Origin of the sequence: Desulfobaculum xiamenense (genome assembly GCF_011927665.1) — a bacterium.
GTDB classification, from domain to species: Bacteria; Desulfobacterota; Desulfovibrionia; order Desulfovibrionales; family Desulfovibrionaceae; genus Desulfobaculum; species Desulfobaculum xiamenense.
This window is the reverse complement of sequence record NZ_JAATJA010000001.1, coordinates 1,239,009-1,262,336: the sequence shown is the minus strand read 5'-3', so window position 1 is coordinate 1,262,336 and position 23,328 is coordinate 1,239,009. Positions and strand designations below refer to the sequence as shown.

The window sequence follows — 23,328 nt, the reverse complement described above, 5'->3', positions numbered from 1 at the left end:
CACGTCGAACGGTTGCGCGCTACGAAATGGGTTTATTCGTGCTGCCACCATTTGGATACCCTTGCGGCCACGTATAGGACGACTCCGGCCAGAATCATCAATAGCCCTGCGGTGGAGTCTCCATTTTTTGCGATGGTCGGTAGCAGGCCCAGAATGACGAGCGTGAAGCTGAGGATTTGGAGCTTCTTGATTTTCTTGCCGGTCATTTCAATGGTCTGTGCAGCGAGAGGGCGACCGCAGTGGGGGCAGGTCGGGGCCGTGTCGGAAACCTTGTGATTACAGTCTGGGCATTGAATCAGGGGCATGGTGACACCTCCTAATGGTTCCTGAATATCAGAGCAGCCGAAAAACGGGCAAGGGTAAATCATGTCGGTAGACATCGCCACGTTGGGCATTGAGGTCCATAGCGAGAGCGTACCCAAGGCCGCGAAGGACCTTAAGGGGCTTGAGCAGCAGGGGCGGAAGACTGAAACCGCCACAGAAAGTATGCAGCGAAGCTTCGAGCGAGCCGAGCGGGCCATTGGGCAGCTTCGCAATGCCGTGACCGCCCTCGTGGGGGCCTACGGGCTACAGAAGGTGACGACTGCCTTTGTGGATGCTGCGCGCGAGGCCGAAGGCTACCGGGTACGCTTGAATGCGTTGCTTCAATCCCAAGCCGAGGGGAATCGGCTGTTTCAGGAAATGGCGGCCTTCGCTGCACAAGTGCCCTTCGAGTATAGCGCCGTCATGGCTTCAGCCACGCAGTTGGCTGGTGTGCTGTCCGGTGGCGTGGAGGAAATCAAGCGCTGGATGCCAATGATTGCGGACCTCGCAGCAGTGTCCGGATTGTCCATTGAGGAAGCCACGGGGCAGGTTGTGCGCATGTATTCGGCGGGTGCCGGTGCCGCCGACATGTTCCGAGAGCGGGGCATCCTTGCCATGATGGGCTTCGAGCAGGGTGTTTCCTATTCCGTTGAGGAGACGCGGCGAAAGATGTTCGAGGCGTGGGAGTCATCGACCAGTAAGTTTCGAGGGGTGACGGACGAATACGCCCAGACATGGGACGGCACAGTGTCCATGCTTGCGGATAAGTGGTTTCAGTTCCGGACTGCAGTTATGGACGCTGGGCCGTTTCAAGCCATGAAGTCCGGGCTGCAGGAGTTTCTTGTCTATCTCGATTCGGCGCAGGGCCGGATGGCGCTGGATGAGTGGGCCTATTCCACAGCGAGCGGCGTCGTGACGGCGTTCAAGACCGTTAGCCTCGCAGCGGTGGGATTGATCAACGGTTTTCAGACCGTAGAGCTTGCCTTTCGCTCGGTCGATTACTCCGTCAAGGAACTGCGTGTTTCTTTCATCGAGTTCGCACAGTGGATTGATGACTTTTTCCCGGAGTCCATGCGCCAAAGCGAGGAATGGGCGCAGCGGGATCTGCTGAACGCCAAGCTTCGTGCCAGCCAGGCGAAAGCGGCACTTGTCGAGACAGCCATCGCCATTTCGGATACTGGCGAGGCATACGATAAGTTGCAGGAGTCTCTTGACCGCATGATGGAGGCCGCACGGGCGGCTAGGGAGGAGAGTGCAAGGCTGAACAAGACGCTTTCCGGTGCGGGAGAGGAGGGGGCCGCCGCGACGCAGCAGCTTTCGCAGAAGACAGAGAAACTTGAGAAGCAGATCAAGGAGACCACCAAGGCCACGGCGGTCTTCGGTGAGACGATTTCCGACGCCATGGGCAATGCGGCGGATGACACGTTGGAGGTCATCCCGGCCACGGAGCGACTGGCCAAGGCCGAGGAGGAAGCCGCAGCGCGGGTCACGCGCGCGTGGAAGGCCGTTGGCGACGCCAAGTCCTCGGGGGGCGGTTCGGCCGCAGGTTCCGGCACTGGCGCGTCCTCATTTTCGTCGGGCGACTCCGTCGGGAGAGTCATCACTGTTGTTGCTCCCCCAGGGCCGGAATATTACCGCCGACTTCAGGAGCGCGTGCGTATTGAGGAGCGTCAGCGGTTTCAAGTAGAGGAGGCGGCCCGTCAGGCGCAGGCCGCGCAGCAGGCCCGGCAGGCGGCACAGCAGGAGGCCCTGCGCGCTGCCCAAGAGGAGCTGCGGGGCTGGCAGGCCGTGCACGCCACCTATTCCAACCTGCTCGCGCAGATCGAGCCTTTCGAGTCGACCCTGTCGCTCTCGCAGTTGCAGTCTGGTTTCTCGGCGGCGGCAGAGACTGCCGAGGCGGCCAGTGATTTCTTCGCGGATCTGCAATGGCACGTCACGCGGCTTTCGCGCCTCAAGTCCGGTTTTGAGGCGCTGTCCTACAATATCGGCAGCGAGATCACTCGCCGCGAGCGGGCGGACTGGAGCGCGGGCGACTACTGGACGGAGTATTCCCGCCTGTACGATGAATTCGAGTCCCTGAACAAGTCCAGCGAGACCTATTACGACCGCGCGTTGTCGCTTTCCGAAAGCATGTATCAGGTGCTCATGGAGATTGAATCGTCCGAGCAACGGCAGGTGGCAGAGATCGAGAGCATGAACGGTTCCCTGCTCGGCATCATGGGGGCCACGGATTCGACCCGTGCGGCGCTCATGGGATCCGACCTCAATCCTGCCCAGTCGCTCGAATGGTACTCCAAGCGTTACTCCACACTTTTTAATCGAGCCTCCGGCACCCTCGAATCAGCCGACGTTCAGGAGTTCCTGAGCTTCGCCCAGCAGAGCTATCTGCCGTTCCTCAAGAGCTACGGTGGGGCCTACCAGGGCGTCTTCGAATCCGTTTTGGACGACATTTCCACTTTGCAGGACGCCGCCGGTTTCGAGATCGCGAGCACCTACGGCAGTCTGACGGCGCTTTCCGATGCCATGGGGGACGTGGGACTGTATGCGGAGTGGCTGGCCAAGCAGCTCGCGAGTGGAGGTGGACTGTCCGGTGCCCTTGGTACAGCCTCTGGAGGCGTGCATGGACTCTCCCGTACTCTTGACGAATCGGTCATCCCCTTTGGGAACGTGACCACGGCGCTCAAGTCTCTTGCCTCGTCTACGGAGTCGAATCTGGGCAACGTGGCGAACATGATGAGTTCGCTCGTGTCGTCCATTCGCGAGGCCGTCGCGGCTTTGCAGAATCAGGCGAACCAGCCGGTGACCGTAGTTGTCGAGGCGCCCAAGCCCCAGCCGCGAACGGAGTATGATACCGATTGGAAGTTTGTCCCGACCCATCAAACAAGCGGGAGATATCACGACACGTTGGGCGGAGCAGGATTCATCGATTACATACAATACTTTGGGTATTGGACAACACCGCATGGTGGAAAAGTTTCGGATCATTACTACAACCATTTTTTTGATCGCCAGGCTCCTGTGAAGCCGACGCGCGGCTATGCCTACACCACCTATGCTGCGGCTGGCGGTTTCGCCACGGAGCCAACTCTTGCTGGCGAGGCCGGTCCGGAGTGGGTGATTCCCGTGGACAAGCCCAAGAACCGCGACTTCCTGCGTGATATTGGGCTGACCTCGGAGCGCCTTGCCGATGCCTTCCGCAAGGCGCTTGGCCCCATGCTGCACGAGCGGGCCGGAGGCGGGGGCGCAATGCGTATTGAACTGCATGTAGACGGGCGGGAGATCGCCAATGTCGTCGCGGACCAGTTCGGGCATAACGACCGCCTCGTCCTCGCGGCGCGGAGGGCGTTGTAATGGCCGGTGTCCTTGCCGACTACCTGCCGACCGTCACCCCGGACTACTCGGGTACGACCCTGACCCTGAATCCGCAGGAAGTGCTGCCCGAGACTGCGGGGAAGAACATCGCCGTCCACCTGAGCGATGGCGGTTCCGAGCAGCGGGTGATCATCAACGATGATCCCGTGGTCTTCGTCGCGTTGCGTTGGGACGTGCTGGACGAAGCCGATGCCGCGATGATCATGGATTTCTGGATGGACAAGGGGAAGGCCAACGGGGCCGCCTACTCCTTCCCTTGGCGGCATCCCACCGATGGGCATACCTACGTCGTGCGCTTCGACTCGGACATCCGGCGCGATATTCGCACGGCAGGCATCTACGGCATCGCGGAGATTCGTTTGCGGGTGCTAGGGGTGCTGGCGTGATTCCCTTTTCCGCCTTGCAGAGTGCCATCCTCGCCGCAGATACGTTGCGCGTGTGGTGGCTTTTCGACGTGCGAACGTCCACGGGGCGGCGTTTTCGGTGGAGCACCCAGCACATCGCCGCTGTGAGTACGGATCCCGCCCCTGTCTGGGAGTCCGGTGCCGACTGGGAGGCGGGCAGGCACTGGGGCGGCTCCATCGGCGCTGATTACGATTTTCGCATCACCGACTTCCAGGGCGTGACCCTGCGGCGGGCACGGGCCGAGTCTGGGTTGGCTGCACCGTCCGAGACCTCCTTCACCATCGTCAACGGTGATTCCATCCAGTGGGAATCTGGCGTCTCGTGGGAGGCTGGAGCCTACTGGGCCGGAAGTCGGGCGCTGGTCGGACTTGCCGATATGATGGGCGCGGCGGTGCTTATCAGCCTCTACATCGGTGATCGTGGACACGACCCCGCGTGCTTCCGCCGCTGGCGTTTCCGGGTGCGGCGCGCGGAGCCGGGCTACAAGACCATCCGCTGCGTCTGCGAGGACTATTACGCCCAGTACCTGCGCGGCACGTGGCCGACCACACCCAATCCTCGCGACCTCTGGCCGTCCGACGCCGACGCCGACCCCGGTGACGACTACTGCGTCCCTGTGGTCTTCGGGACGGCCTACGTGCCGTTGCGTAGCGTCTTCATCGGCTCGCGACGTGAGTATGTCCTCGGTGCAGCCGGTGAGGACTTTGCGGTGGACCGCGTTCGCAGCCCGCGCGAGTGGGGGGCGAAGACCGAATGGGCCGCTGGTCCATATAGCCTCGAACAGTACACGAGGGCCGACGCCGAAGGGCGTGCGTGGCGTACGCTGCGGCCCATCGTTGCCGATTCCGACGGAGATTCCATGGCCGATGCCATGGGCCTTTGGCGCAATGGCACCGCCTTCCTCGACATGCCCGCACGGTTCAGCGCGAGCGATACGGCGCTCATGACCAATCCGGCGGACATCATCAAGCACATCCTGCGCTCCTTCGGACTTGAGGGGGCCGACATTGACGACGGGGCCTTCGCCGCCGCGGCCCAGACCATGGATGCATGGGGGTTGCGCTGGAACGGAGGGTGTTGGCGGCGCATGGACCGCCAGAAGCTCCTGTCACGCCTATTGGCCGCCTGCCACTGCACGCTTGTCCTTGAGGAGCAGGTCCAGTTGCGAGTTTTGCGTAAGGCGAGCGTGCGAGCTGTGGGTCGTGGGCATATCCTTGGCGGCGGATCTCGCGGCGGGAGTTTCTCGTGGGATTCGTCGAGCGAGGAGCAGGCGGATTCCGTGTATGTGGGCTGGCAGACGGCGTCCGAGGCTCAGAACTGGCTGATTCACACGCTGGTGCCAGCAAAGGTCTCGAAGGCCTCGCCGAGTTCCGAGGTTCTCGATCTGTCGTGGGTGCAGGATTCGCGTGCCGTGCAGCGGTTGGGCAGCCTCTATGCCCAGCGGGCGCTCATGAAGGAGGCGGACGTGCGCTTTCAGGCGCTGCCGAGACTTCTGGACTTGCAACCTGCCGACGTCGTGACCCTCATCGGCGAGGACTATGGCGGTACGAATGATGTGATCGTGGACGAGATGGCCGTGGGGCGTGATCTCGCCCTGCGTTTTTCCTGCTCGCGGCTTTCGGTGGTTTTGGACGACTGGGAGAACCTTGCTCCTGCGTCCATTGCCGTGACGCCGGACATGACGGCTTCGAGCGAATATTGGACGCCGAGCATCACCGGGCCGGGCGTGGCCTAGGAGGAACGACATGCAGATTTTCAACAGGAGTGCGCTGACAGGCGGGGGCATGGCGCTGGACGGCATCTCCGCCGCCCAACTCGCCGATGGCGATAAGGCGTTCGTCGATTCCGGCGGTGTCCATTACGCCTTCCTCTACAACGCGGCATCAAGCGCGGCGGAGAGCAGTCCGGAGGTCATCGCGCCGGACGATGCGGGGGGCACTGGGCGCTGGCTGATGCAGTCCAGCAAGGTGGCCACCACGGATTCGCCAGGCGTCGTGGAATTGGCCACCAACGCCGAAGTTCTTGCCGGGACGGATGCCACGCGGGCCGTTACCCCAGCCGCGAACCGTTACGTGCTCGACGGGCGCGTTCGGTTACAGAACCTGCTCACCAACTCGGGTTTCGGCGTGTGGAGCCGCGCGACAGCCAAGACCTTTGGCGGTCCGCTCAGCATGGTGGAGGGCGTGACCAATGGCGTATGCACCACGGCCAACACCCGTGACATCGTGGTGGGCGATCTTGTCCACTTCATCACCGGCGACCTCGTGGGACAGGCCTTCGAGGTGACGGCGGTTACGCCGAATGTCAGTTTTACCATCGACTCCAATGTCTCCAGCGGCACCTGTTCGGCGTACGAGATGGTCCCGCATTGCGCCGAGGCGAACTCCAACGCGCTGGATGGCTGGGCCAAGAGCAATACGCTGACCGTCGAGCGCACGCGTAAGGATGTGACGGGCAACGCGCTCTATGGGGTGATCATGACGCCCTTGGCAGCCGGGGAGGTGCTGAATACGGATGTGCTGCCGCAACATTGCCGGGGGCAGAATGTTGTTCTCGGCGCATGGGTGAGGACGGGGGTGGCGAACCATGCGCGGTTGTTTGTGCTTGATTCAGCAGGAATGGCGTACAGCCCTTATCATTCCGGTGGTGGCGGCTGGGAGTGGCTTGAGATGACACGACCTATTGCGCAAACCAGCACGCGCGTGTGCGCCGGGTTTTTCTTGAGTCAGTCGTCGGGCACGGTCAGCGCGTGCTGTCCCATGCTCGCGTTGGCGTCCTCGCTCGGGGCGGGGCGGTATCAGCCTGTACTGGATGAGATCGTCTGGCTTGCAGCGCCAGTCACGAGCGACAGGTTGCACGGGAAGACCTTCAGTCCTGGGAACTGGGCGGCCTTGAATGTCGAGGGGGATTCTCATGGGCGCATCCCTGCCAATGCTCGGGCCTTGCACATCTACACCAACTGCCGCGATTCGGGCAGCTCCGGAACGGGAAACATCGCTCTCGCGCTGCGAGGGGCCAATACCGCGAGCAGCTACGTGAATTGCCTCGCGGGGAGAACCAACGACGCTGCAAGTCTATTCTGCGGGTGGGCGTCCTGCGATGCGAACGGCGACATCCAGCACGATAGTAACGCGAGCGGGACGAATACTCTCGATGTCGTGGCCTTCCAGTATATGGCCGTGCAACTCGGATAGGAGGAACCATGACAGTGACCATTATTGACGTGCGGCAGCGGCCGGACGGGGATCGGCTGCATGTGGAATTTTCGATCAACGGCCACGTGTGGCGCTGCGGCGACGTCCCTGCGGAATTGGCGGACGACGAGGTCGCCATTGTGGCCCATCTGGAGAGCCGCTCGGCAGAGTTCGAGCGCGACATTCGTGCGGGAGAAGGGGTGGGCAGTCAAGAAACATTGATGTAATCTTTGGGTACTTCTGGAAAATGAGCTGAGTTTTGTCAACGCGACGGGGAAAGAGAGGTGGGAATGTCTTGGAAAGATTTTTTGACAGCCTTCCTAGCTGCTTTGCTTTCAGGGGGGCTTGTTTATGCTTTGCAGTGGAGGAATGAAAAAAAGTCTTTGAATAAAGATAAGCTCTATGCGTGTATGACTTTGTATCTTTTTTTTGAGAGATTTTCGATAGCGTGTTCCAATATGGAACATTGTAATGAAGATTACTTGGCTTCATTTGGTGCCATCGGTCGCCTCTGTCTTGATTTGCCAAGTGTAGATATGTTTCCAATAAATATCAATTGGCAATCGTTATCGAAAGAACGTGCAGAGAGTGTTCTGACATTCAAGAATGATTTGATGTTTGTGCAGCATAAAATATATGTCGAGAATGAAATATGTGGTGTCCCTGACTCCGTGGAGCTCTATTCAAAGGAGTGTCGCAGACTTGGGATAATTGCATTTGAAATTGCACGTCTGCTGCGAGCTGACTGCAGTATTGACGATGGCGACATGTGTAAGCTGCTAAAAAATATATGGTCTGGAAACGAGATATAGAGCGTTTGATCTGAAATTGAATGTGAATTTGTTGTGTGTTGTGCGTAGATTCGCAAACGAAAAAACGGGTCGCGAGCAATGCTCGCGACCCGTTCGATTTCTTGTGGTCGGGGCGAAGGGATTCGAACCCCCGGCATCGTGCTCCCAAAGCACGCGCGCTACCAGACTGCGCCACGCCCCGATCATTCATGTGTACTGGCCTGTGTATCAGACCCCACGGGAACCCTTGTCAGTCGTAGACCACATCCTGCTCCCAAAGCAGGCGCGCTTCCAGACTGCGCCACGCCCCGTGATGGGTGAATCTCCTACTGGAAAAGATTCGGCAACGCAAGGAGATGATTGTCGTCCTCGCGAGGTTGGGCGTTATTCGAAGACGCCGGGGATATGTGCGCCGCATTCGGGGCAGGTGTCGTGCGGCGGGTCAGAGAGGAGTGTGAAGCCTCGCCGTGCGATGGCCGTTGCGCCGCAGGACGGGCAGACTGTGTTCTCGCCCGAATGCCCGGGGACGTTGCCCGTGTAGACGTAGTGCAACCCAGCCGCGCGACCGATGGCGGCCGCTCGCTCCAGCGTCGTCACCGGGGTGGGTGCGCGGTCGTGCATTGTGAAGTCCGGATGAAAGCGCGAGATGTGCCATGGCACGTCCGGGCCGAGTTCCTTGGCGATGAAGCTCGCGATGTCGGTCAGCTCGGTGTCGGAGTCGTTGAGGGCCGGGATGACGAGCGTCGTGATTTCCACCCACCAGCCGAGTTGCATCATGTGGCGGAGATTGTCGAGCACCGGCGCGAGACGGGCCTTGCAGTGGTCGCGGTAGGTCGCCTCGGAGAAGGACTTGAGGTCGATGTTGGCAGCGTTGATGTACGGGGCGAGTTCATCGAGGCATTGCGGACTCTGGAAGCCGTTGGAGACCATGATGTTGTACAGCCCGCGCTGTGTGGCGCGCTTGGCCGTGTCGAGCATGATTTCGAAGAAGACCGTCGGTTCGGAATATGTATATGATATGCTCGCGCATCCGTTGCGCAGGGCGGCGTCAACCAGATCCTGCGGCTCGGCGGGCTGGCCCTCGGGGGACTGCCCCGTGCGCGGCGGCTGGGAGAGGCTGTAGTTCTGGCACCACGAGCACGAGAAGTTGCAGCCCATGGCGGCGAAGGAGAGCGTCTCGGTTCCCGGCAGGAAGTGGAAGAGCGGTTTTTTCTCCACCGGGTCGATATGCAGGGCGGCAATACGGTCGGCCAGCGTGAATAGGCTACCGCCACGGTTTTCGCGTACGCCGCACGTGCCGCGAGCGCCGTCGTCGATGATGCAGAAGTGGCTGCATAGCCTGCACTGGACGCGCTGGCCGCTTACGGCCTTCCACAACAGAGCTTCTCGCATGATGGCTCCTTGCTCATTTGGAGCGGGGCGGTGTGCCGGGCGCGGGGATGCTGATTTCTGGCTGGATGACCAGCGGCACGTCCTGCGTTTGCTGCTGCTCCGGCTGCGGCGCGGGTTCCACTCGCATGATCATGTCCCCGGTGCGTTCATCCCTGCCCATGCGCATCCCTTCGTCCATGGTGCCGAAAACCTTGTCCTGCCGGGGAGATTGTGTCGCCTTCGTCGTATTGCCACACAGGCCTGCGGAGGGAAGAAGCGCAAGGGTGAGGACGAGCGCGGCGACGGTGGTGCCTGCGCCTCTGCGGAACCACATGGATTGCATCATGAAAAAATCTCCCTTGAATTTCGGTACCGAAACTCATATAAGTCGACTCCCGACCAAGACGGCAAGCCGTTTTCAGCGCAAGGAGCACTTCCCATGACCGACAGGGCAAAGGCCTACACGGAAGCTGGTGTCAATATTGGCGCCGGCAACGAGTTTGTTTCGAGGATCAAGTCCATGGTCGCCTCGACCTTCACCGGCGGGGTTGTTACGGATATCGGCGGATTTGGCGGACTCTTCAAGCTGGACACCAATGCGATGGAAAGTCCGGTGCTGGTCGCCTCTACCGATGGCGTAGGCACCAAGCTCAAGCTGGCCTTCCAGTATGGCAGACACGATACCATCGGTATCGATCTTGTGGCCATGAGTGTCAACGACATTCTGGTTCAGGGTGCCAAGCCTCTGTTTTTCCTCGATTATTTTGCGACCGGCAAGTTGGACATCTCCACTGCGGAGACCGTGCTTTCCGGTATCGTCGAAGGCTGCAAGCAGGGCCACTGCGCGCTGCTCGGCGGTGAGACGGCCGAAATGCCCGACTTCTACGCTCCCGGCGAGTACGACCTCTCCGGCTTCTGCGTGGGTGTCGTGGACAACGCCAACATCGTTGACGGTTCCTCCATCCGCCCCGGCGACAAGATCATCGGTCTTGCCTCGTCCGGTATCCACTCCAACGGATACTCGCTGGTGCGCAAGCTCGCCAACGAGGCCGGACTGAAGGGCGACGACATCTTCCCGGGAACCGACGCCACTGCCGCCGAAGTGCTGCTCACCCCCACGCGCATCTACGTGGAGACGGTCCGTGGCCTTATGCGCGACATGGAGATCAAGGGCATGTGCCACGTTACCGGTGGCGGCTTCTACGACAACATCCCGCGCATCCTGCCCCGTGGCGTGGTGGCCCAGATCGAGTTCGGCTCGTGGGACATCCTGCCCGTCTTTTCCTGGCTCAAGGAGCAGGGCAAGCTGGGGTGGCCCGAAATGCTTCAGATTTTCAACTGCGGCATCGGCTACATCCTCATCGTTCCCGAGGAGATCGCCGACGACGTTGTCAGCCGCGCCAACGGCATGGGCGAGAAGGCCTGGCTCATTGGTGAAGTTGTTCCGCAAAAAAAGGTTGACAAAGAGCAGGTTATCGTTAATTTTCCCCAAGCGCGCTGAGGGAAGCGGCTTTTCGCCGGGTCCCGTTCGCGGTTGCGTAATGCAGGCCAGTAGCTCTAACGGCTAGAGCGCCGGTCTCCAAAACCGGATGCTGGGGGTTCGAATCCCTCCTGGCCTGCCACAAGACATCAAGCCCCGATCCACTGGATCGGGGCTTTTTGCGTTGATGAAGGCCGCAGCGCGTGTGGTTTGGCTGGCTTGAGCCGAGTGCCCGCCGCGCGGGGCGTCTTGATTCTGTGGGCTTTTCCGTGGCGCGGCGCGTCGTCAGCGGACCAGCATGGCTTTGCCACGAGTTGGTCTCTGGTGGGGCGGTGGAGGGCGCTTGCCGCGGATGCGGACGAGAGCGCCGAAGAGGGCGGCTAGCGCGACAGAAGCATCGCTGGCAGCGTTCGTGCGGCGGCTAGGCCCTGTGCGCGACGTGGCGCTTGCCTGCCATCGGACCATTCTCGATGTCGGGCGCGAAAAAAGGGCGGTCATCCGTGGGGATGGCCGCCCTTTTGCGTGCGTTTCGCGCGGTTATTCGCCGCCGAGGAACGGATTGAAGTAGCCGAAGTTCAGCCACGGCGCGGCTTTCTTCAGGCGCTTCTTGAAATTGGTGAAGCCCATGCTCGGGCCGGGCACGAAGGGCTTAGCGAGGTCGAGGTACAACTCGGGGTCGAGGTTCAGGTTCCGGAGCTGGATGAAGTCCACCTTGAGGTCGGTGACGAAGTCCTGAAGCATGGTCAGCTCGCCCTCTGTGTCGTTCACGCCAGGGAAGAAGAGGTAGTTCAGCGAGACGAACAGGCCGTTGCGCTTGGCCTCGGTGACGGTGTTGCGTACGGCGTCGAAGCCGCTGTAGCCCGCCGGGCGGTAGTAGGCCTGATACAGGGCCGGGTTGGCGCTGTTCATGGACACGCGGATGGAATTAAGACCGGCCTTCGCCAGCGGCTCGATGGTCTCGGGCAGGCTGGCGTTGGTGTTGATGTTCACCGTGCCCTCTCCGCCTGCCGCTCGGAACGCGGCGATGGCCTTGGCGATGGTCTTGGCTTCGGTCAGCGGTTCGCCTTCGCAGCCCTGTCCGAAGGAGTACACCGGGCGCTTCTTCTCGTGCCGGTTGTGCTCCATCATGATCTCGCAGACTTCCTGCGGCGTGGGGCGGAAGTCGATGCGGTTCTGCGGCGAGCAGAAGCCGGAGTCCTCCGGCTGATAGGAGATGCAGCCCACGCAGCGGGCGTTGCAGGCCTGCGAGGTCGGCAGCGGTGCCTCAAAGCGCCCCAGCGCGAGGTTCTTGGCCGCCGGGCAGCAGAAGGTCAGCGCGCAACGGGCCAGATGGCCCACGAGGCGGTTGTCCGGGAACTTGCGCAGCCACTTCTGCGCGCCCTTCTCGATGCGGTCGTTGGGGATGCCTTCGAAGATCTGGCGGCGATCCTCGTCGACTTTCTTGGCGGCGACCCAGAAGCGGCCGTTGGCGTAGCCCACGGCCGAGTAGGCCATGAGCGGGAGGATGGGGGCTTCGTCCTGCGTGGCGTATGCCGCAACGCCGGTGACGGTGTAGGCCGGGCAGACAAAGGCCGCTACGGCGTTTTCCTCCAACTGGATGGCCTCGCCCGTTTCCTCGTCGAAACCGATGGCCTTGCGTCCGGGCAGCAGGAAGACGTCGCTACCGGGAGGCAGCGGCGTCATCTCGTCCGGGCGGGGCAGCGCCAGTTCGTCACCCCGGCGGGTGAGCATGAGTAGACCGGGATGGTCGTAGATCTGGCCGGATTCGTCTGCATAGAGCAGATTGGGGCGAACGGTGGGAGCCATGGGCAAAAGACCTCTGTGTCGCGTTTTGCGTATGCAATGGATAAGCAAAAGGGCGAATTCGCCTGTGTAAAGCGAATTCGCCCTTGAGCAATCGAAGCGTAGGGGCCGATCTAACGCTTGGAGTACTGGTAGCGGGCACGAGCGGCGCGCTGACCGTACTTCTTGCGTTCCTTGACGCGAGCGTCGCGGGTGATCAGGCCGGCCCTCTTGAGGGGGCCGCGGAGTTCGCCGTTGAACTCCATAAGCGCACGGGCAATGCCGTGACGGATGGCCTGAGCCTGACCGGCCTGGCCGCCGCCGGTGACGTTGACCTTGACGTCGAACTTGCCGAGCAGCTTGGTCAGGTTCAGGGGCTGACGGATAACCATCTGCAGAGTGGCTCGCGGGAAATAGTCCTCGTAGGGACGACCGTTGACCACAATCTGGCCGGAACCATTCTCGTAGAGACGGGTTCTGGCCACAGCGGATTTCCTCTTTCCGGTGCCGTAGTAGAATTCGTGACTCATATCTTTTTTTCTCCCTCGCTGTCCGGACTAGATGTCCAGGGGCTTGGGCTGCTGAGACGCATGCGGATGCTCAGGGCCAGCGTAGACTTTAAGCTTCTTGATGATGGCCCGTCCAAGACGATTCTTGGGCAGCATGCCACGAACAGCCTTGAGAATAACTTCCTCGGGCTTGGTGTCCAGCATGTCCTTCAGGCTGGTCTCGCGGAGGCCGCCCGGGTAACCGGTGTGGCGGTAGTACGTCTTCTGGTCCAGCTTGTTGCCGGTCACCTTGATCTTCTCCGCATTGACAACGACGATGAAGTCGCCGCAGTCGACGTGGGGAGCGAATTCAGCCTTGTGCTTGCCGCGAAGACGCCGAGAGATTTCGGTTGCCAGACGGCCCAGAATCTTGTCTTCGGCATCGACCACGAACCACTCGTGGGAAATGTCCTCAGGCTTGGGGCTATACGTTTTCATTGTCAGTATTCTCCTCGCTCGTGACGGAACGAAGTGCCATAAGTCGTTTCTATACCACTACCGGAAAAAAATTGCACCGGCAGCGCGACGAAAACAGTAACGGGACGGAAAACATACCCAAACACGACCCGTTTGAAAAGCCCCTTTTGCAAACTTTTTTTTGCCAAGGGAATACCGGGGCTTGAGCTTTGCCCGGCCGGGGCTTACCGTTGCCGGGACACATGAACGAAGTATTGGAGGCAGCATGGCGAGCATACGCAAGAGCCTTTTGCAGTTTGTCTTTTCCGGCGCCTACATGAAGCGCTGGAACGACAAGCTCCGGCCCATGAATCTGTGCGAGCTGGATAAGCAGGGGCACAAGATGATGGTGGCGTGGGCGCTCTACGTCCTGAATTCGCGGTCGATGCCGTCCGAGGAGCGCGTCGCCCTTGGGTTACGTATCATCGAGGGGGGACTGTTTGACTACCTCTATCGTCTGATCATAACCGATATCAAGCCGCCCGTCTTCTACCAAATCAAGGCCAATCCCGAGCACTATCAGCGCCTCACGGCGTGGGTGCTGGAGCAGCTCATGCCGCGCCTGCAACCCCTTGGCCCCGAGTTGTGGAACAGGCTGGAGGCGAGGCTGACCGGGACGCGGCGCGACGACCTCGCCGACGCCATCCTCGACGCCGCGCACCTGTACGCCTCGCGCTGGGAGTTCTCGCTCATCCGCAATCTTGGCGAGTGGGACGAGGAGCGCGACGAGATTGACGCGTCCTTTATGCGGCAGCTTGAGGCGCGATCCGATCTGATCGGCGTAAACGATCTCATCAAGGGGCCTGAAACGCCGCTTGGGCATTTTGCCCACCTGTGCGGGCAGCTGCGCTTCCAGACCCGCTGGTCGCAGACGCCGCGCGTGCCTGAAACGTCCGTCCTCGGGCATCTGTTCGCCGTGGCGGCCTATGCGCATTTCTTCGGCGTCGTCGCCGGCGCGGGGGAGGCGCAGCGGGTGAACAACTTCTTCGCGGCGCTCTTCCACGACCTGCCCGAGGTGCTGACGCGCGACATTATCTCCCCGGTCAAGCAGTCCGTCCAGCCCATCGCCGACCTCATCAAGCAGTATGAGGACAGCGAACTCGAACGCCGCGTGTTCGGTCCTTTGCGCGAAGGCGGCTGCGCCGACGTGGCCGAGCGGCTCGAATACTTCCTCGGCATCGAGGTCGGCTCGGAATTCGCGCCCACGGTGTGCGAAGGCAAGGCCGTACGCAAGGTCTCGCGGCAGGACCTCTACACGCAGTTCGATGACGAGGCCCACGATCCCAAGGACGGCGAGATGATCAAGATATGCGACAGCCTCGCCGCCTTCGTCGAAGCCTATACCGCCCTGCGAAACGGCATATCTTCCGATCAGTTGCAGGGCGCCCTGTGGCGCATCAAGAGTAGCCACGCCACGACCGACCTTGGCGACGGTCTGCACATCGGCGCGATTCTGGCGGATTTCGACTAGCCCACGCCGCGCCATTTTCGAAAGAAAAAGCCCCGGTCACCGAGTTCGTCGGTTGGCCGGGGCTTTTCGCGTTATCGAGGTGAATTCAATAGCCCATGAGATAGCGGGCGCGGATGTCGGCGATGGTGCCGTCCTGAATCATGGAAATGAGCGCCGGGCCGAGGGCCTGCGCCGCGTCGGCGTTCTTCGACTTGCGGGACAGGGCGAAGTGCACCGGGCGGTATTCGTTGTAGGAAATGCCGGTGCGGGCGATGTCCCGCGCGAGGTTCTGATGCGTGGCCAGCCAGTAGCCGCCTTCGCATTCCTCGGTGGCCACGGCGTGCACGCCGTGGCGCAGCAGGCGGGCGAAGGCGTCGCCGAGGGTGGGGCAGGAGGTCTTGGAGATGGTCCTGTCCGTGTAGAAGGGGTCGAAGTAGGTCCGGTTGCGAACCACGGCCACCTGATGCCAGCGCAGCTTTTCGTAGCGGGGATAGTCGCCCGTGCGCTCGGCGAGGGAGTAGATGACGAATATCCGCCGGGTCAGATAGGGCGGGGTGAGCATGTCGGCGTGGCGTTCGAGGCCCTTGTCGGTGAAGGTCTCGATGGCGAGATCGGCCTTGCCGGAGTCGAGCATGCGCAGGCGCTGGCGCGGCGGGGTGGAGACGAAGTCGAGCCCTATGCCCGCACGCTTGGCAGCCTCGCGCAGGATGTCCACGGCGATGCCCGAGGGCGTTGCGTTGACGGACATGCTCCATGGCGCGGATTCCGTGTAGACGACGTTGAGTCGCGCGGTGGCCTGCGCTGGTACGGCGCAGATCAGGGCGGCGAGGAGCGTGAGAACGAGAAGCTGTACCCGCAGTGCGGGCGGCGCGGCAATGTGTTTCGATGTGAGGGGAGGCTGGGTGCTCATGAGGCGTTACGTGTGTCCCGCTGCGCCGTCTTGAGGGCGCAGCCTGTTTGTCATGCGGGCCATCAGCCCGCAGAGGGTGGTCATTTCCTCGTCGGTGAAATCGGCCGTCATGTCGGCGACGAGCTGGCTGTGCAATTCGCGACAGTGCTCGAAGACGGCGCGTCCCTTGTCCGTGGCGGCAAGGACGACTCCGCGGCGGTCCGTTTCGTGCTGCATGCGTGTGACGAGGGTCCTGCGCTGCATGCGGTCGGCCAGCACGGTGAGTGTGCCGGTGGTCACCCCCATTCGCTCGGCCAGCTCCTTCATCCGCATGGGACCGTGTGTGCCGAGAATTTCGATGCAATGCATCTGGGGCAGGGTGAGCGTCTCGTCGCGCACGGCGTGGTGCTCCCACGACGAGATGCGCCCGAGGAATTCGGCGAGCAGGCTGGTCAGCGTGTCGGTGCGGTCCATCCGGCGTCACTCCTGTTCGGGGTGGGGCCACTGTCCCGGCGGGATGCGGCCGTGGGGTGATGCTCCGATCGGGCCTGCGTCGATGGCGTGTCCGCGCGGGTTTCGCGGCGGATGAGCCGTGGCGCTGGCCGCATGCGCGAGCACTGTGCAGCATATCCGGACACATGACAAGGCTGGACGTTCACGAGGAATGCTGATGCGGGATTGCGGCGACGCGCTGGAAGATTGCGGCGAACGTCAGCGAAATGTGTTGAAATCGGAAGGGGTTTGACTAGAATCATCGCCATAGCTGAAGGAGCGCCGGGAAAAGCACGCAACGGCGGAGGTTTGGGCCATACGCAACACATGGCCCTGCCGCGCTACGCCCGGGCGCAACATCGTGAAATGCGCGGACGGTGGTCCGCCGGGCGGCCAGACGGCCGCATCGGTGCGATGCCGGACGCGTTCCACGCTCCGTGGTGTGCCACGTGCGCTGGCGCAGGCTGTGCCCTGCCGCGCGCGTCCATCCTGCGGTCCGTAGAGACACATTTCCGTTCTCACCCGCAACGAAACGAGGTTCTTCCAATGTCGCTGAGATTCGCGGCGCGGATGGAGTCCGTGCCCAGGTCGTTCATTCGCGAAATTCTCAAGGTCACGCAGGATTCGTCGATCATTTCCTTTGCCGGTGGCCTTCCCAATCCCGACCTGTTCCCCGTGGAGGCCTTTGCCGAGGCCGCCGCGCGTGTCATCACCGAGGATGGCGCGCACGTCCTGCAGTACGCCACCACCGAGGGCTACCAGCCCCTGCGCGAGTGGATCGCCGCGCGTTATCGCGACCGGCAGGGTCTGAACGTCACCGCCGATGACATCGTCATCACCAGCGGCTCCCAGCAGGGCCTCGACCTCATGGGCAAGATTTTCCTCAACAATGGCGACACGGTCATCATGGAGTCCCCGGGCTATCTGGGTGCCATTCAGGCGTTCTCCATGTACGGACCGAAGTTCGTGGGCGTGCCGCTCGAAGACGACGGCCCTGACCTCGACGCCCTTGAGCGCGCGGTGAAGGACGGCGCACGCCTGTTCTACGCCGTGACCAGCTTCCAGAATCCCTCCGGCCTCACCTACACCCGCGAGAAGCGGCAGGCCGTGGCCGACATCCTGAAGGGTACCGACGTCATTTTCGCCGAGGACAATCCCTACGGCGAACTGCGCTTCCGTGGCGAGAACGTGCCGCCGCTCTACGGCCTGCGTCCTGAGAATAGCATGCTCATGGGATCGTTCTCCAAGATCGCCGCACCGGGCTTCCGCCTCGGCTGGGTCGCGACCAGCCCCGAGATCCGCCAGAGCCTCGTCACCGCCAAGCAGGCCGCAGACCTGCACACCGGCACCGTGGCCCAGCGCATCATGTACCGCTACCTCATGGACAACGACATCGATCAGCACATCGCCCGCATCCGCGAGCGCTACGGCCGTCAGGGCCGCGCCATGCTCGCCGCCGCCGAGGCCTACTTCCCCGAGGAGGTCAAGGTCACTCGTCCCGAGGGCGGCATGTTCCTGTGGGCGGAGCTGCCGACGAAGCGTCCGATCATGGAGCTGTTCGACGCCGCCATCGCACGCAAGGTGGCCTTCGTGCCCGGAAAGCCGTTCTATGTGGACGGTGGGGGCGACAACACCATGCGCCTCAACTTCTCCAATGCATCCGAAGAGGTGATCGACGAGGGCATGAAGCGCCTCGGCGAGTGCATCAAGGCACACCTCGCGGGAAAATGATGTTGACAGGGGCGGCCTGACGCGCAATATCCGCCCGCGGAAGCATCATTTACAATGGAAATGTGCGCCCTCGCTCCGGCGGGGGCGCGCTCCGTCGCGGAGGCACGCCGAGGCGGAAGTCAAAGGAGAATTTCGTGCGCACACAGGTACTCATTATCGGTGGCGGCGTGACGGGAACCGGCATTGCCCGGGATCTCGCCCTGCGCGGCGTGCACTGCGTGCTCGCCGAGGCAAGGGACATCAACGCCGGGGCCTCCGGTGGCAACCACGGCCTGCTGCATTCCGGCGGCCGCTATGTCTTCAGCGACCCCGAGGCCGCGGCCGAGTGCCGCGAAGAAGGCTTGATCCTCAAGCGCCTCGCGCCCCACTGCATCGAGAATACGGGCGGCATCTTCGCCGCCGTCGAGGGTGACGACGAGCAGTACGCGGCCGACTTCGGCACCTACTGCGCCCGCGCCGGACTGAGCGCGACGCCTCTCGAACCCGCGCAGGCCCGCGAAATGGAGCCTGTGCTGTCCGACAGGGTCTTTGCCGCATGGGAGGTGGAGGACGCCTCCGTCGATCCTTTCCGTCTGTCCCTCGACAACATGGCCCAGGCCGTGACCCTCGGCTCCCGCTTCTTGCGCCGTACCCGCGTGGTGGGCTTCGAGCGCGAGGGCGGCCGCATCACCGCCGCGCGTCTCGTGGAGACCCGCACGGGCCGCGAGGTTCGCGTGGAGGCCGACGTCATTGTCAACGCCGCCGGCGCGTGGGCCGGAGAGATGGCCGCGCTGGCTGGCGGGCACATCGAGATGCTCTATTCCAAGGGCACGCTACTCATCACCCACTCCCGCATGGCCAAGCGCGTCATCAACCGTCTGCGTCCTCCGGGAGACGGCGACATTCTCGTGCCCGGCGGCACGGTGTCCATCCTTGGCACCACCTCCGTGCGCGTGGACAGGCTGGACGACATTCGTCCCTCCATCGCCGAGGTCGACCGCAACATCGACCAGATGGTGGGGCTTATCCCCTCGCTGGAGACCACGCGCTACGTGCGCGCCTACGCAGGCGTGCGCCCGCTGGTGAAAAGCGGCAAGGGCGGTAGCGACCGCACCGTTAGCCGCGGCTTCACGCTGCTTGGCCACGAGGAGGACGGACTCGAAAATTTCGTGACCATCACCAGTGGCAAGCTGACCACCTATCGCCTCATGGCGGAGCGCACCGCGAATCTCGTCTGCGAGCGCCTTGGCGTTACCGCGCCGTGCCTCACACGCACCGAACCCCTGCCGCAGGCGGCGGAATGCCGCTGGACCGAGCCGGGCGTCGCCCCCAAAATCTGGCTCAAGGGCCACGACCGCGATGACCAGCTTCTGTGCGAGTGCGAGATGGTGCCCGTGTCCGCCGTGGACCAGATTATCGACTCCTTCAGCGCAGACGGCGGAGCGCCGCGTATGAAGGCCATTGGCCGTCGTAGCCGCGTGGGCAAGGGTAGCTGTCAGGGTTCCACCTGCGGCATGCGTCTGACCGGCCACATGTACGAGCGCGGCATGTTCGAGGGCGACGAAGGCCTCGACGCCCTGCGCGAATTCATCGGCGAGCGTTGGCGCGGCAAGCGTTCCATCCTTTGGGGACCGCAGATGAGCCAGGCCGAGCTTCAGGAGGCCATCCACTGCGGCCTGTTCGACCTCGAACTCGGCAACGACAACGGGATGGAGGAGTAGCGCCATGTCCGAGAACAACATTCTGCATTGCGACCTGATGGTCGTCGGCACTGGCGTGGCGGGCATGGCCGCAACGGTCTTCGCCGTTTCCCGCGGCCTGCGCGTGGCCCAGACCGGTGTCACGGGCGAGACCGCCTACACCAGCGGCGTGATGGACGTCATGGGCGTGCATCCCGTCAGCCGCAAACATCTCTGGACCGATCCCTTCGCGGCCGTGCAGGCCGTGGCCGCCGATATTCCCGGTCATCCCTATGCGCATGTCGCCGTCGAGCGCGTGCGTGCAGCCATGGACGAGTTTATCGGTTTCTTCCGTGAAGCCGGGCTGGACTATCGGACCGCAGGCGACCGGAACACCGACGTGCTGACCGCCATGGGCACCTTCAAGCGCACCTACGCCGTGCCCGAATCCATGTGGGCCGGAGTGGAGGCCGCGCGTGACCGCAAGCCCTGCCTGTTTGTGGGCTTTCGTGGACTCAAGGGCTTCAGCCCCCGCCTTCTCGCCACAGTGCAGGGCAAGCGCTGGCCCGGTCTGCGTCATGCGGTGGTCGAATTTCCCGGCTGCGAGGAAACGGGTGAGCTGTATCCCCAGCAGTTGGCGCAGGCTCTGGAATTCTCCGGAAACCGCGAGGAGCTGGCCGCGGCCATCCGTCCCCATCTGGGCGACGCCGCAGCGGTGGGCCTGCCCGCCGTGCTTGGCATTTACCGCACGCGCGAGGTCATGGACGATCTGGGCGAGCGCCTTGGCGTTCCGGTCTTCGAGATTCCCTCGCTGCCGCCGAGCGTTCCGGGGCTGCGTCTCAAGGAAGCCTACGACGAGCAGGTGACCAGACGTGGCGTTTCCCTCTTCCGCCAGAAGAAGGTGCTGACGGCGCGTTTCGACGAGGCTTCGGACGAGTTCGTGCTTGGCGTGGGCTTCAACGAGGTCGAATACACCGTGCATGCTCGTTCGGTGATTCTCGCCACGGGTCGTTTCCTTGGCGGCGGTCTTTACGCAGGACGCCGCGAGATTTCCGAAACCGTGTTCGAGCTGCCGGTGGTTCAGCCCGCCGAGCGGGACGAGTGGCACGGAACGGATTTCCTGCGCGCCGAGGGACACCCCGTCAACCGAGCCGGTGTGGAGACGGACGACAGCTTCCGCCCCGTGGACGCCGAAGGCCGCCCGCTGTTCGAGCGGCTCCACGCCTGCGGCTCCATCCTCGCTCATCAGGACTGGATGCGCGAGAAGTGTGGATGCGGCGTGTCCGTGGTCTCCGCCTTCACCGCAGTGGAGGCGCTGGCCGCAAAGCGCTAGACGCGCAAGCCGCCAGTTGTTGACAAGCTCTTCAGGAAGCCCCGGTTCGCCGGGGCTTCTTTTTTTATGGCCTGTGGAAGGGAAGGAAGAATGCGGGGGGATTACAGGGCAACGAGTTCCATGTCGCCCCACACGGCGATGGCCGATCCGCACTGCGCGAAGACGCCGTCCAGACCATGGGCATGCAGGGCCTGCGCGGCGTCGGTGACGTGGCGCAGGTCGCGCCCATCACGGATAATGTTGCACAGGGCCGTGGCGGACGCGTCGGCGAGGCTGGCGCTGCGTGAGCGGACCACGACGAGGTCGCCGTGTCCGAGGCTCAGGGAGTGCCCGATGGTGGCCGACGAGGCGCACAGCGACAGCGGAAAGTCTGCGGGCTTGAGATTCAGGCCGATGGAGGCCCCGCCTTCCGGGTCGGCGAGGATGGCGCAGGTGCGGGGGCGCGAGGAGCGCATGTACAGGTCGCCGCCGTTTTCCACCAGCACATCCGCGCTGAACGGCGCGAGGCGTTCGGCCACCATCTGGGCCACGGTACCTGCCACGGCGGCCATGGGGCCGACTCCGCAGGGGCGGGCGGCCTCGGCCATGCGGCGGATGATGTCTGGCGCGGAGGCGGGAACGTCCACGGGGATAAGACTGCTTGCGAATTCCGGCTGGAGGGCGAACCACGCCTTGAGTTGGCCGCGTAGCTCGCGCACGGCGTCCATGGTCTGCCGCGAAAGGTCCGATGCGGCAACGATGTAGAGGTCGGTTTCCTCGATGACGGTCTGGAAGGCGGTTTCGCCGTCGCGGGGGCGGACGCCGGAACGGTAGGCGCGGTGGGAGGCGGTATGGATGGCGTGTGTCATGGCGGGCTAGAAGACCACGACCACCCGGCACCGGTCAAGGATGTTGGACGGGGAACGCAGCAGGTGGCGCAGGGCGGCGGCGGATTCGTCGTCGAGTTCGAGGTCCGATCCGTTGCCGCGTGCGGCGAGGGTCAGCGGTGAAGATCCGGCGCGTTCGGCCCGCTGGGCCTCGGTGATGTCGCGGTAGTAGCGTACGAAGCCGGAACTCACCGCCGTGTCGAAGTCCGCGCCGGGACCGGGGAAGAGCACTTCGCCGCCATGCGTCAGGCGCGGCTTGAGGGATGGGCGAAAGTTTGTCCCGCGCGCGTCGATGACGAGGCCAGAAGCGTTTTGGACTTGCGCCAGCGTTTCCGGAGCGGGTGTTGGGGCGGGCGCTGGGGCGGCGGATGGGGCTGGATTCGATGCCGCGAGCGCGTGGCTGGGCGAAGGCTGGGACGTCGGGTTCGACGCTGCAGGATGCGGCGAGGATGCGGGAACGGCCGTCTGCTCCGGGGGGGTGGACTGCCGTGCCTCAAGCGCACGGAGTCGCCGGGACAGCTCTGCCAGCGCGCGTTGTGTCGCGTCCTGCGTGTTTGGCGTTGGGGCGGGGCGTGTTGGCGTTTGGGCAGATTGGCGCGCGAAGTGGAGTTCGCGGGTAAGGCTGGCCAGTTGGCCTTCGAGGTCGCGGATGCGTGCGTCGAGGACGGCCATGCGCTGGTCGGCGGCGGCGAGCCGGTCGGATGCGTAGCGCTCCTGCAGGGTGGGAGTGGTGGCCGATGGTGACGAGGTCGGGGCAACGGGCGCGGCGGCCATGAGTTCTCGGGCCAGTTCGCCGGTGAGCGCCATGCCCACGGTCACCGTGACGCCGCCGTCCGGGAGGGGCCGTTCCGATTCGATTTCCGAACCGCGTAAGGCTCCGGTTACGCTTGCCTGCACGGTGTCGCTCGTCGTGATGAGATTTTCCACGAGCGTCGAAGAGTCGATGCGTACCTGCCGGACGACCTCCAGCAGGTTGCGGCGTGCGTCGAGCACGGCGGCGCGGCGTGCGGCGGCGTGGGCGCGTGCGGGGTCGCGCAGGCCGGGGGGCGGGAAGCCCGTGCCCGAGGCGATGGCGCGTTGGCGCGTCCAGTCGATGTAGCCGACGCTTCCCACGCTCTCGTATGCGTCGTCGGCGGCGCAGGGCAGGGCCGCGAGGGCTAGCGTCGCGATGACGAACAGGATGAGGATGGGGCGTCGGTACATCATG

General features: G+C 63.1%; 21 protein-coding genes and 2 tRNA genes. 12 read left to right on the top strand and 11 right to left on the bottom strand.

The window, feature by feature from the left end:
- Positions 1–32: 32 nt before the first annotated feature.
- Positions 33–305, bottom strand: coding sequence for a zinc-ribbon domain-containing protein (locus GGQ74_RS05750; RefSeq protein ID WP_167940546.1), 273 nt, complete (start codon positions 303–305; stop codon positions 33–35).
- An 82-nt stretch (positions 306–387) separates the two neighbouring features.
- Here GGQ74_RS05750 and GGQ74_RS05745 point away from each other — a divergent pair, with 82 nt between their 5' ends.
- From GGQ74_RS05745 to GGQ74_RS05720, 6 genes are all read left to right on the top strand, one after another.
- Positions 388–3,654 carry a tape measure protein gene (locus GGQ74_RS05745; protein WP_167940545.1) on the top strand — a complete coding sequence of 1,089 codons (3,267 nt, stop codon included), beginning with the start codon at positions 388–390 and terminating at the stop codon, positions 3,652–3,654.
- The gene (locus GGQ74_RS05740; protein WP_167940544.1) at positions 3,654–4,061 is read left to right on the top strand and encodes a hypothetical protein; all 408 of its coding nucleotides are present in this window, start codon (positions 3,654–3,656) and stop codon (positions 4,059–4,061) included. Before GGQ74_RS05745 ends, GGQ74_RS05740 begins: the two co-directional genes overlap by 1 nt.
- The gene (locus GGQ74_RS05735) at positions 4,058–5,815 is read left to right on the top strand and encodes a phage tail protein (RefSeq protein ID WP_167940543.1); all 1,758 of its coding nucleotides are present in this window, start codon (positions 4,058–4,060) and stop codon (positions 5,813–5,815) included. Before GGQ74_RS05740 ends, GGQ74_RS05735 begins: the two co-directional genes overlap by 4 nt.
- Before the next feature lie 10 nt (positions 5,816–5,825).
- Positions 5,826–7,274: a hypothetical protein gene (locus GGQ74_RS05730; RefSeq protein WP_167939502.1), complete on the top strand. Its 1,449-nt coding sequence runs from the start codon at positions 5,826–5,828 to the stop codon at positions 7,272–7,274.
- An 8-nt stretch (positions 7,275–7,282) separates the two neighbouring features.
- Complete coding sequence (locus tag GGQ74_RS05725; RefSeq protein ID WP_167940542.1) at positions 7,283–7,501, top strand: hypothetical protein; 219 nt, start codon at positions 7,283–7,285, stop codon at positions 7,499–7,501.
- Positions 7,502–7,564: 63 nt separating this feature from the next.
- On the top strand, positions 7,565–8,086 hold the full coding sequence (locus tag GGQ74_RS05720; RefSeq protein ID WP_167940541.1) for a hypothetical protein: 522 nt from the start codon (positions 7,565–7,567) through the stop codon (positions 8,084–8,086).
- 104 nt (positions 8,087–8,190) lie between these two features.
- Here the strand turns inward: GGQ74_RS05720 and GGQ74_RS05715 are convergent.
- The 3 genes from GGQ74_RS05715 to GGQ74_RS05705 all read right to left on the bottom strand — a co-directional run bounded on the left by GGQ74_RS05715 (position 8,191) and on the right by GGQ74_RS05705 (position 9,782).
- Positions 8,191–8,267 (bottom strand) — tRNA-Pro (locus GGQ74_RS05715).
- Between the two features lie 182 nt (positions 8,268–8,449).
- Positions 8,450–9,457 carry an AmmeMemoRadiSam system radical SAM enzyme gene (gene amrS, locus GGQ74_RS05710; protein WP_167940540.1) on the bottom strand — a complete coding sequence of 336 codons (1,008 nt, stop codon included), beginning with the start codon at positions 9,455–9,457 and terminating at the stop codon, positions 8,450–8,452.
- A gap of 13 nt (positions 9,458–9,470) precedes the next feature.
- Positions 9,471–9,782 (bottom strand): hypothetical protein, encoded by a 312-nt coding sequence (locus tag GGQ74_RS05705; RefSeq protein ID WP_167940539.1) that lies wholly within the window; start codon positions 9,780–9,782, stop codon positions 9,471–9,473.
- A gap of 93 nt (positions 9,783–9,875) precedes the next feature.
- Here GGQ74_RS05705 and purM point away from each other — a divergent pair, with 93 nt between their 5' ends.
- Both purM and GGQ74_RS05695 read left to right on the top strand, forming a co-directional pair.
- A complete protein-coding gene (purM, locus tag GGQ74_RS05700) occupies positions 9,876–10,937 on the top strand; it encodes a phosphoribosylformylglycinamidine cyclo-ligase (RefSeq protein WP_167940538.1) in 1,062 nt (353 codons plus the stop codon).
- Positions 10,938–10,981: 44 nt separating this feature from the next.
- Positions 10,982–11,058 (top strand) — tRNA-Trp (locus GGQ74_RS05695).
- Positions 11,059–11,453: 395 nt separating this feature from the next.
- Here the strand turns inward: GGQ74_RS05695 and GGQ74_RS05690 are convergent.
- The 3 genes from GGQ74_RS05690 to rplM all read right to left on the bottom strand — a co-directional run bounded on the left by GGQ74_RS05690 (position 11,454) and on the right by rplM (position 13,684).
- Complete coding sequence (locus GGQ74_RS05690) at positions 11,454–12,722, bottom strand: radical SAM family protein (protein ID WP_167940537.1); 1,269 nt, start codon at positions 12,720–12,722, stop codon at positions 11,454–11,456.
- Positions 12,723–12,832: 110 nt separating this feature from the next.
- A complete protein-coding gene (rpsI, locus tag GGQ74_RS05685) occupies positions 12,833–13,228 on the bottom strand; it encodes a 30S ribosomal protein S9 (RefSeq protein ID WP_167940536.1) in 396 nt (131 codons plus the stop codon).
- A 27-nt stretch (positions 13,229–13,255) separates the two neighbouring features.
- Positions 13,256–13,684, bottom strand: a complete 429-nt coding sequence (gene rplM, locus GGQ74_RS05680) for a 50S ribosomal protein L13 (protein WP_167940535.1) — start codon at positions 13,682–13,684, stop codon at positions 13,256–13,258.
- Positions 13,685–13,928: 244 nt separating this feature from the next.
- Between rplM and GGQ74_RS05675 the strand changes: the two genes are divergently transcribed.
- Positions 13,929–15,173 carry an HD domain-containing protein gene (locus GGQ74_RS05675; protein ID WP_167940534.1) on the top strand — a complete coding sequence of 415 codons (1,245 nt, stop codon included), beginning with the start codon at positions 13,929–13,931 and terminating at the stop codon, positions 15,171–15,173.
- Between the two features lie 85 nt (positions 15,174–15,258).
- Here the strand turns inward: GGQ74_RS05675 and GGQ74_RS05670 are convergent, their stop codons facing one another.
- Both GGQ74_RS05670 and GGQ74_RS05665 read right to left on the bottom strand, forming a co-directional pair.
- Positions 15,259–16,062, bottom strand: a complete 804-nt coding sequence (locus GGQ74_RS05670; protein ID WP_167940533.1) for a substrate-binding periplasmic protein — start codon at positions 16,060–16,062, stop codon at positions 15,259–15,261.
- Positions 16,063–16,068: 6 nt separating this feature from the next.
- Positions 16,069–16,515, bottom strand: coding sequence for a MarR family transcriptional regulator (locus GGQ74_RS05665; protein ID WP_167940532.1), 447 nt, complete (start codon positions 16,513–16,515; stop codon positions 16,069–16,071).
- A gap of 564 nt (positions 16,516–17,079) precedes the next feature.
- On the opposite strand from GGQ74_RS05665, the gene GGQ74_RS05660 reads away from it, so the two are divergent.
- The 3 genes from GGQ74_RS05660 (at position 17,080) to glpB (ending at position 21,255) form a co-directional block, all read left to right on the top strand.
- Positions 17,080–18,264 (top strand): aminotransferase-like domain-containing protein, encoded by a 1,185-nt coding sequence (locus tag GGQ74_RS05660; protein WP_167940531.1) that lies wholly within the window; start codon positions 17,080–17,082, stop codon positions 18,262–18,264.
- Positions 18,265–18,398: 134 nt separating this feature from the next.
- Complete coding sequence (gene glpA / locus GGQ74_RS05655; RefSeq protein WP_167940530.1) at positions 18,399–19,964, top strand: anaerobic glycerol-3-phosphate dehydrogenase subunit GlpA; 1,566 nt, start codon at positions 18,399–18,401, stop codon at positions 19,962–19,964.
- A gap of 4 nt (positions 19,965–19,968) precedes the next feature.
- Positions 19,969–21,255, top strand: a complete 1,287-nt coding sequence (glpB, locus tag GGQ74_RS05650) for a glycerol-3-phosphate dehydrogenase subunit GlpB (RefSeq protein ID WP_167940529.1) — start codon at positions 19,969–19,971, stop codon at positions 21,253–21,255.
- 101 nt (positions 21,256–21,356) lie between these two features.
- Here the strand turns inward: glpB and GGQ74_RS05645 are convergent, their stop codons facing one another.
- Positions 21,357–22,103: a UPF0280 family protein gene (locus GGQ74_RS05645; protein ID WP_167940528.1), complete on the bottom strand. Its 747-nt coding sequence runs from the start codon at positions 22,101–22,103 to the stop codon at positions 21,357–21,359.
- A 6-nt stretch (positions 22,104–22,109) separates the two neighbouring features.
- Complete coding sequence (locus GGQ74_RS05640) at positions 22,110–23,327, bottom strand: LPP20 family lipoprotein (protein WP_167940527.1); 1,218 nt, start codon at positions 23,325–23,327, stop codon at positions 22,110–22,112.
- Position 23,328 lies beyond the last annotated feature (1 nt).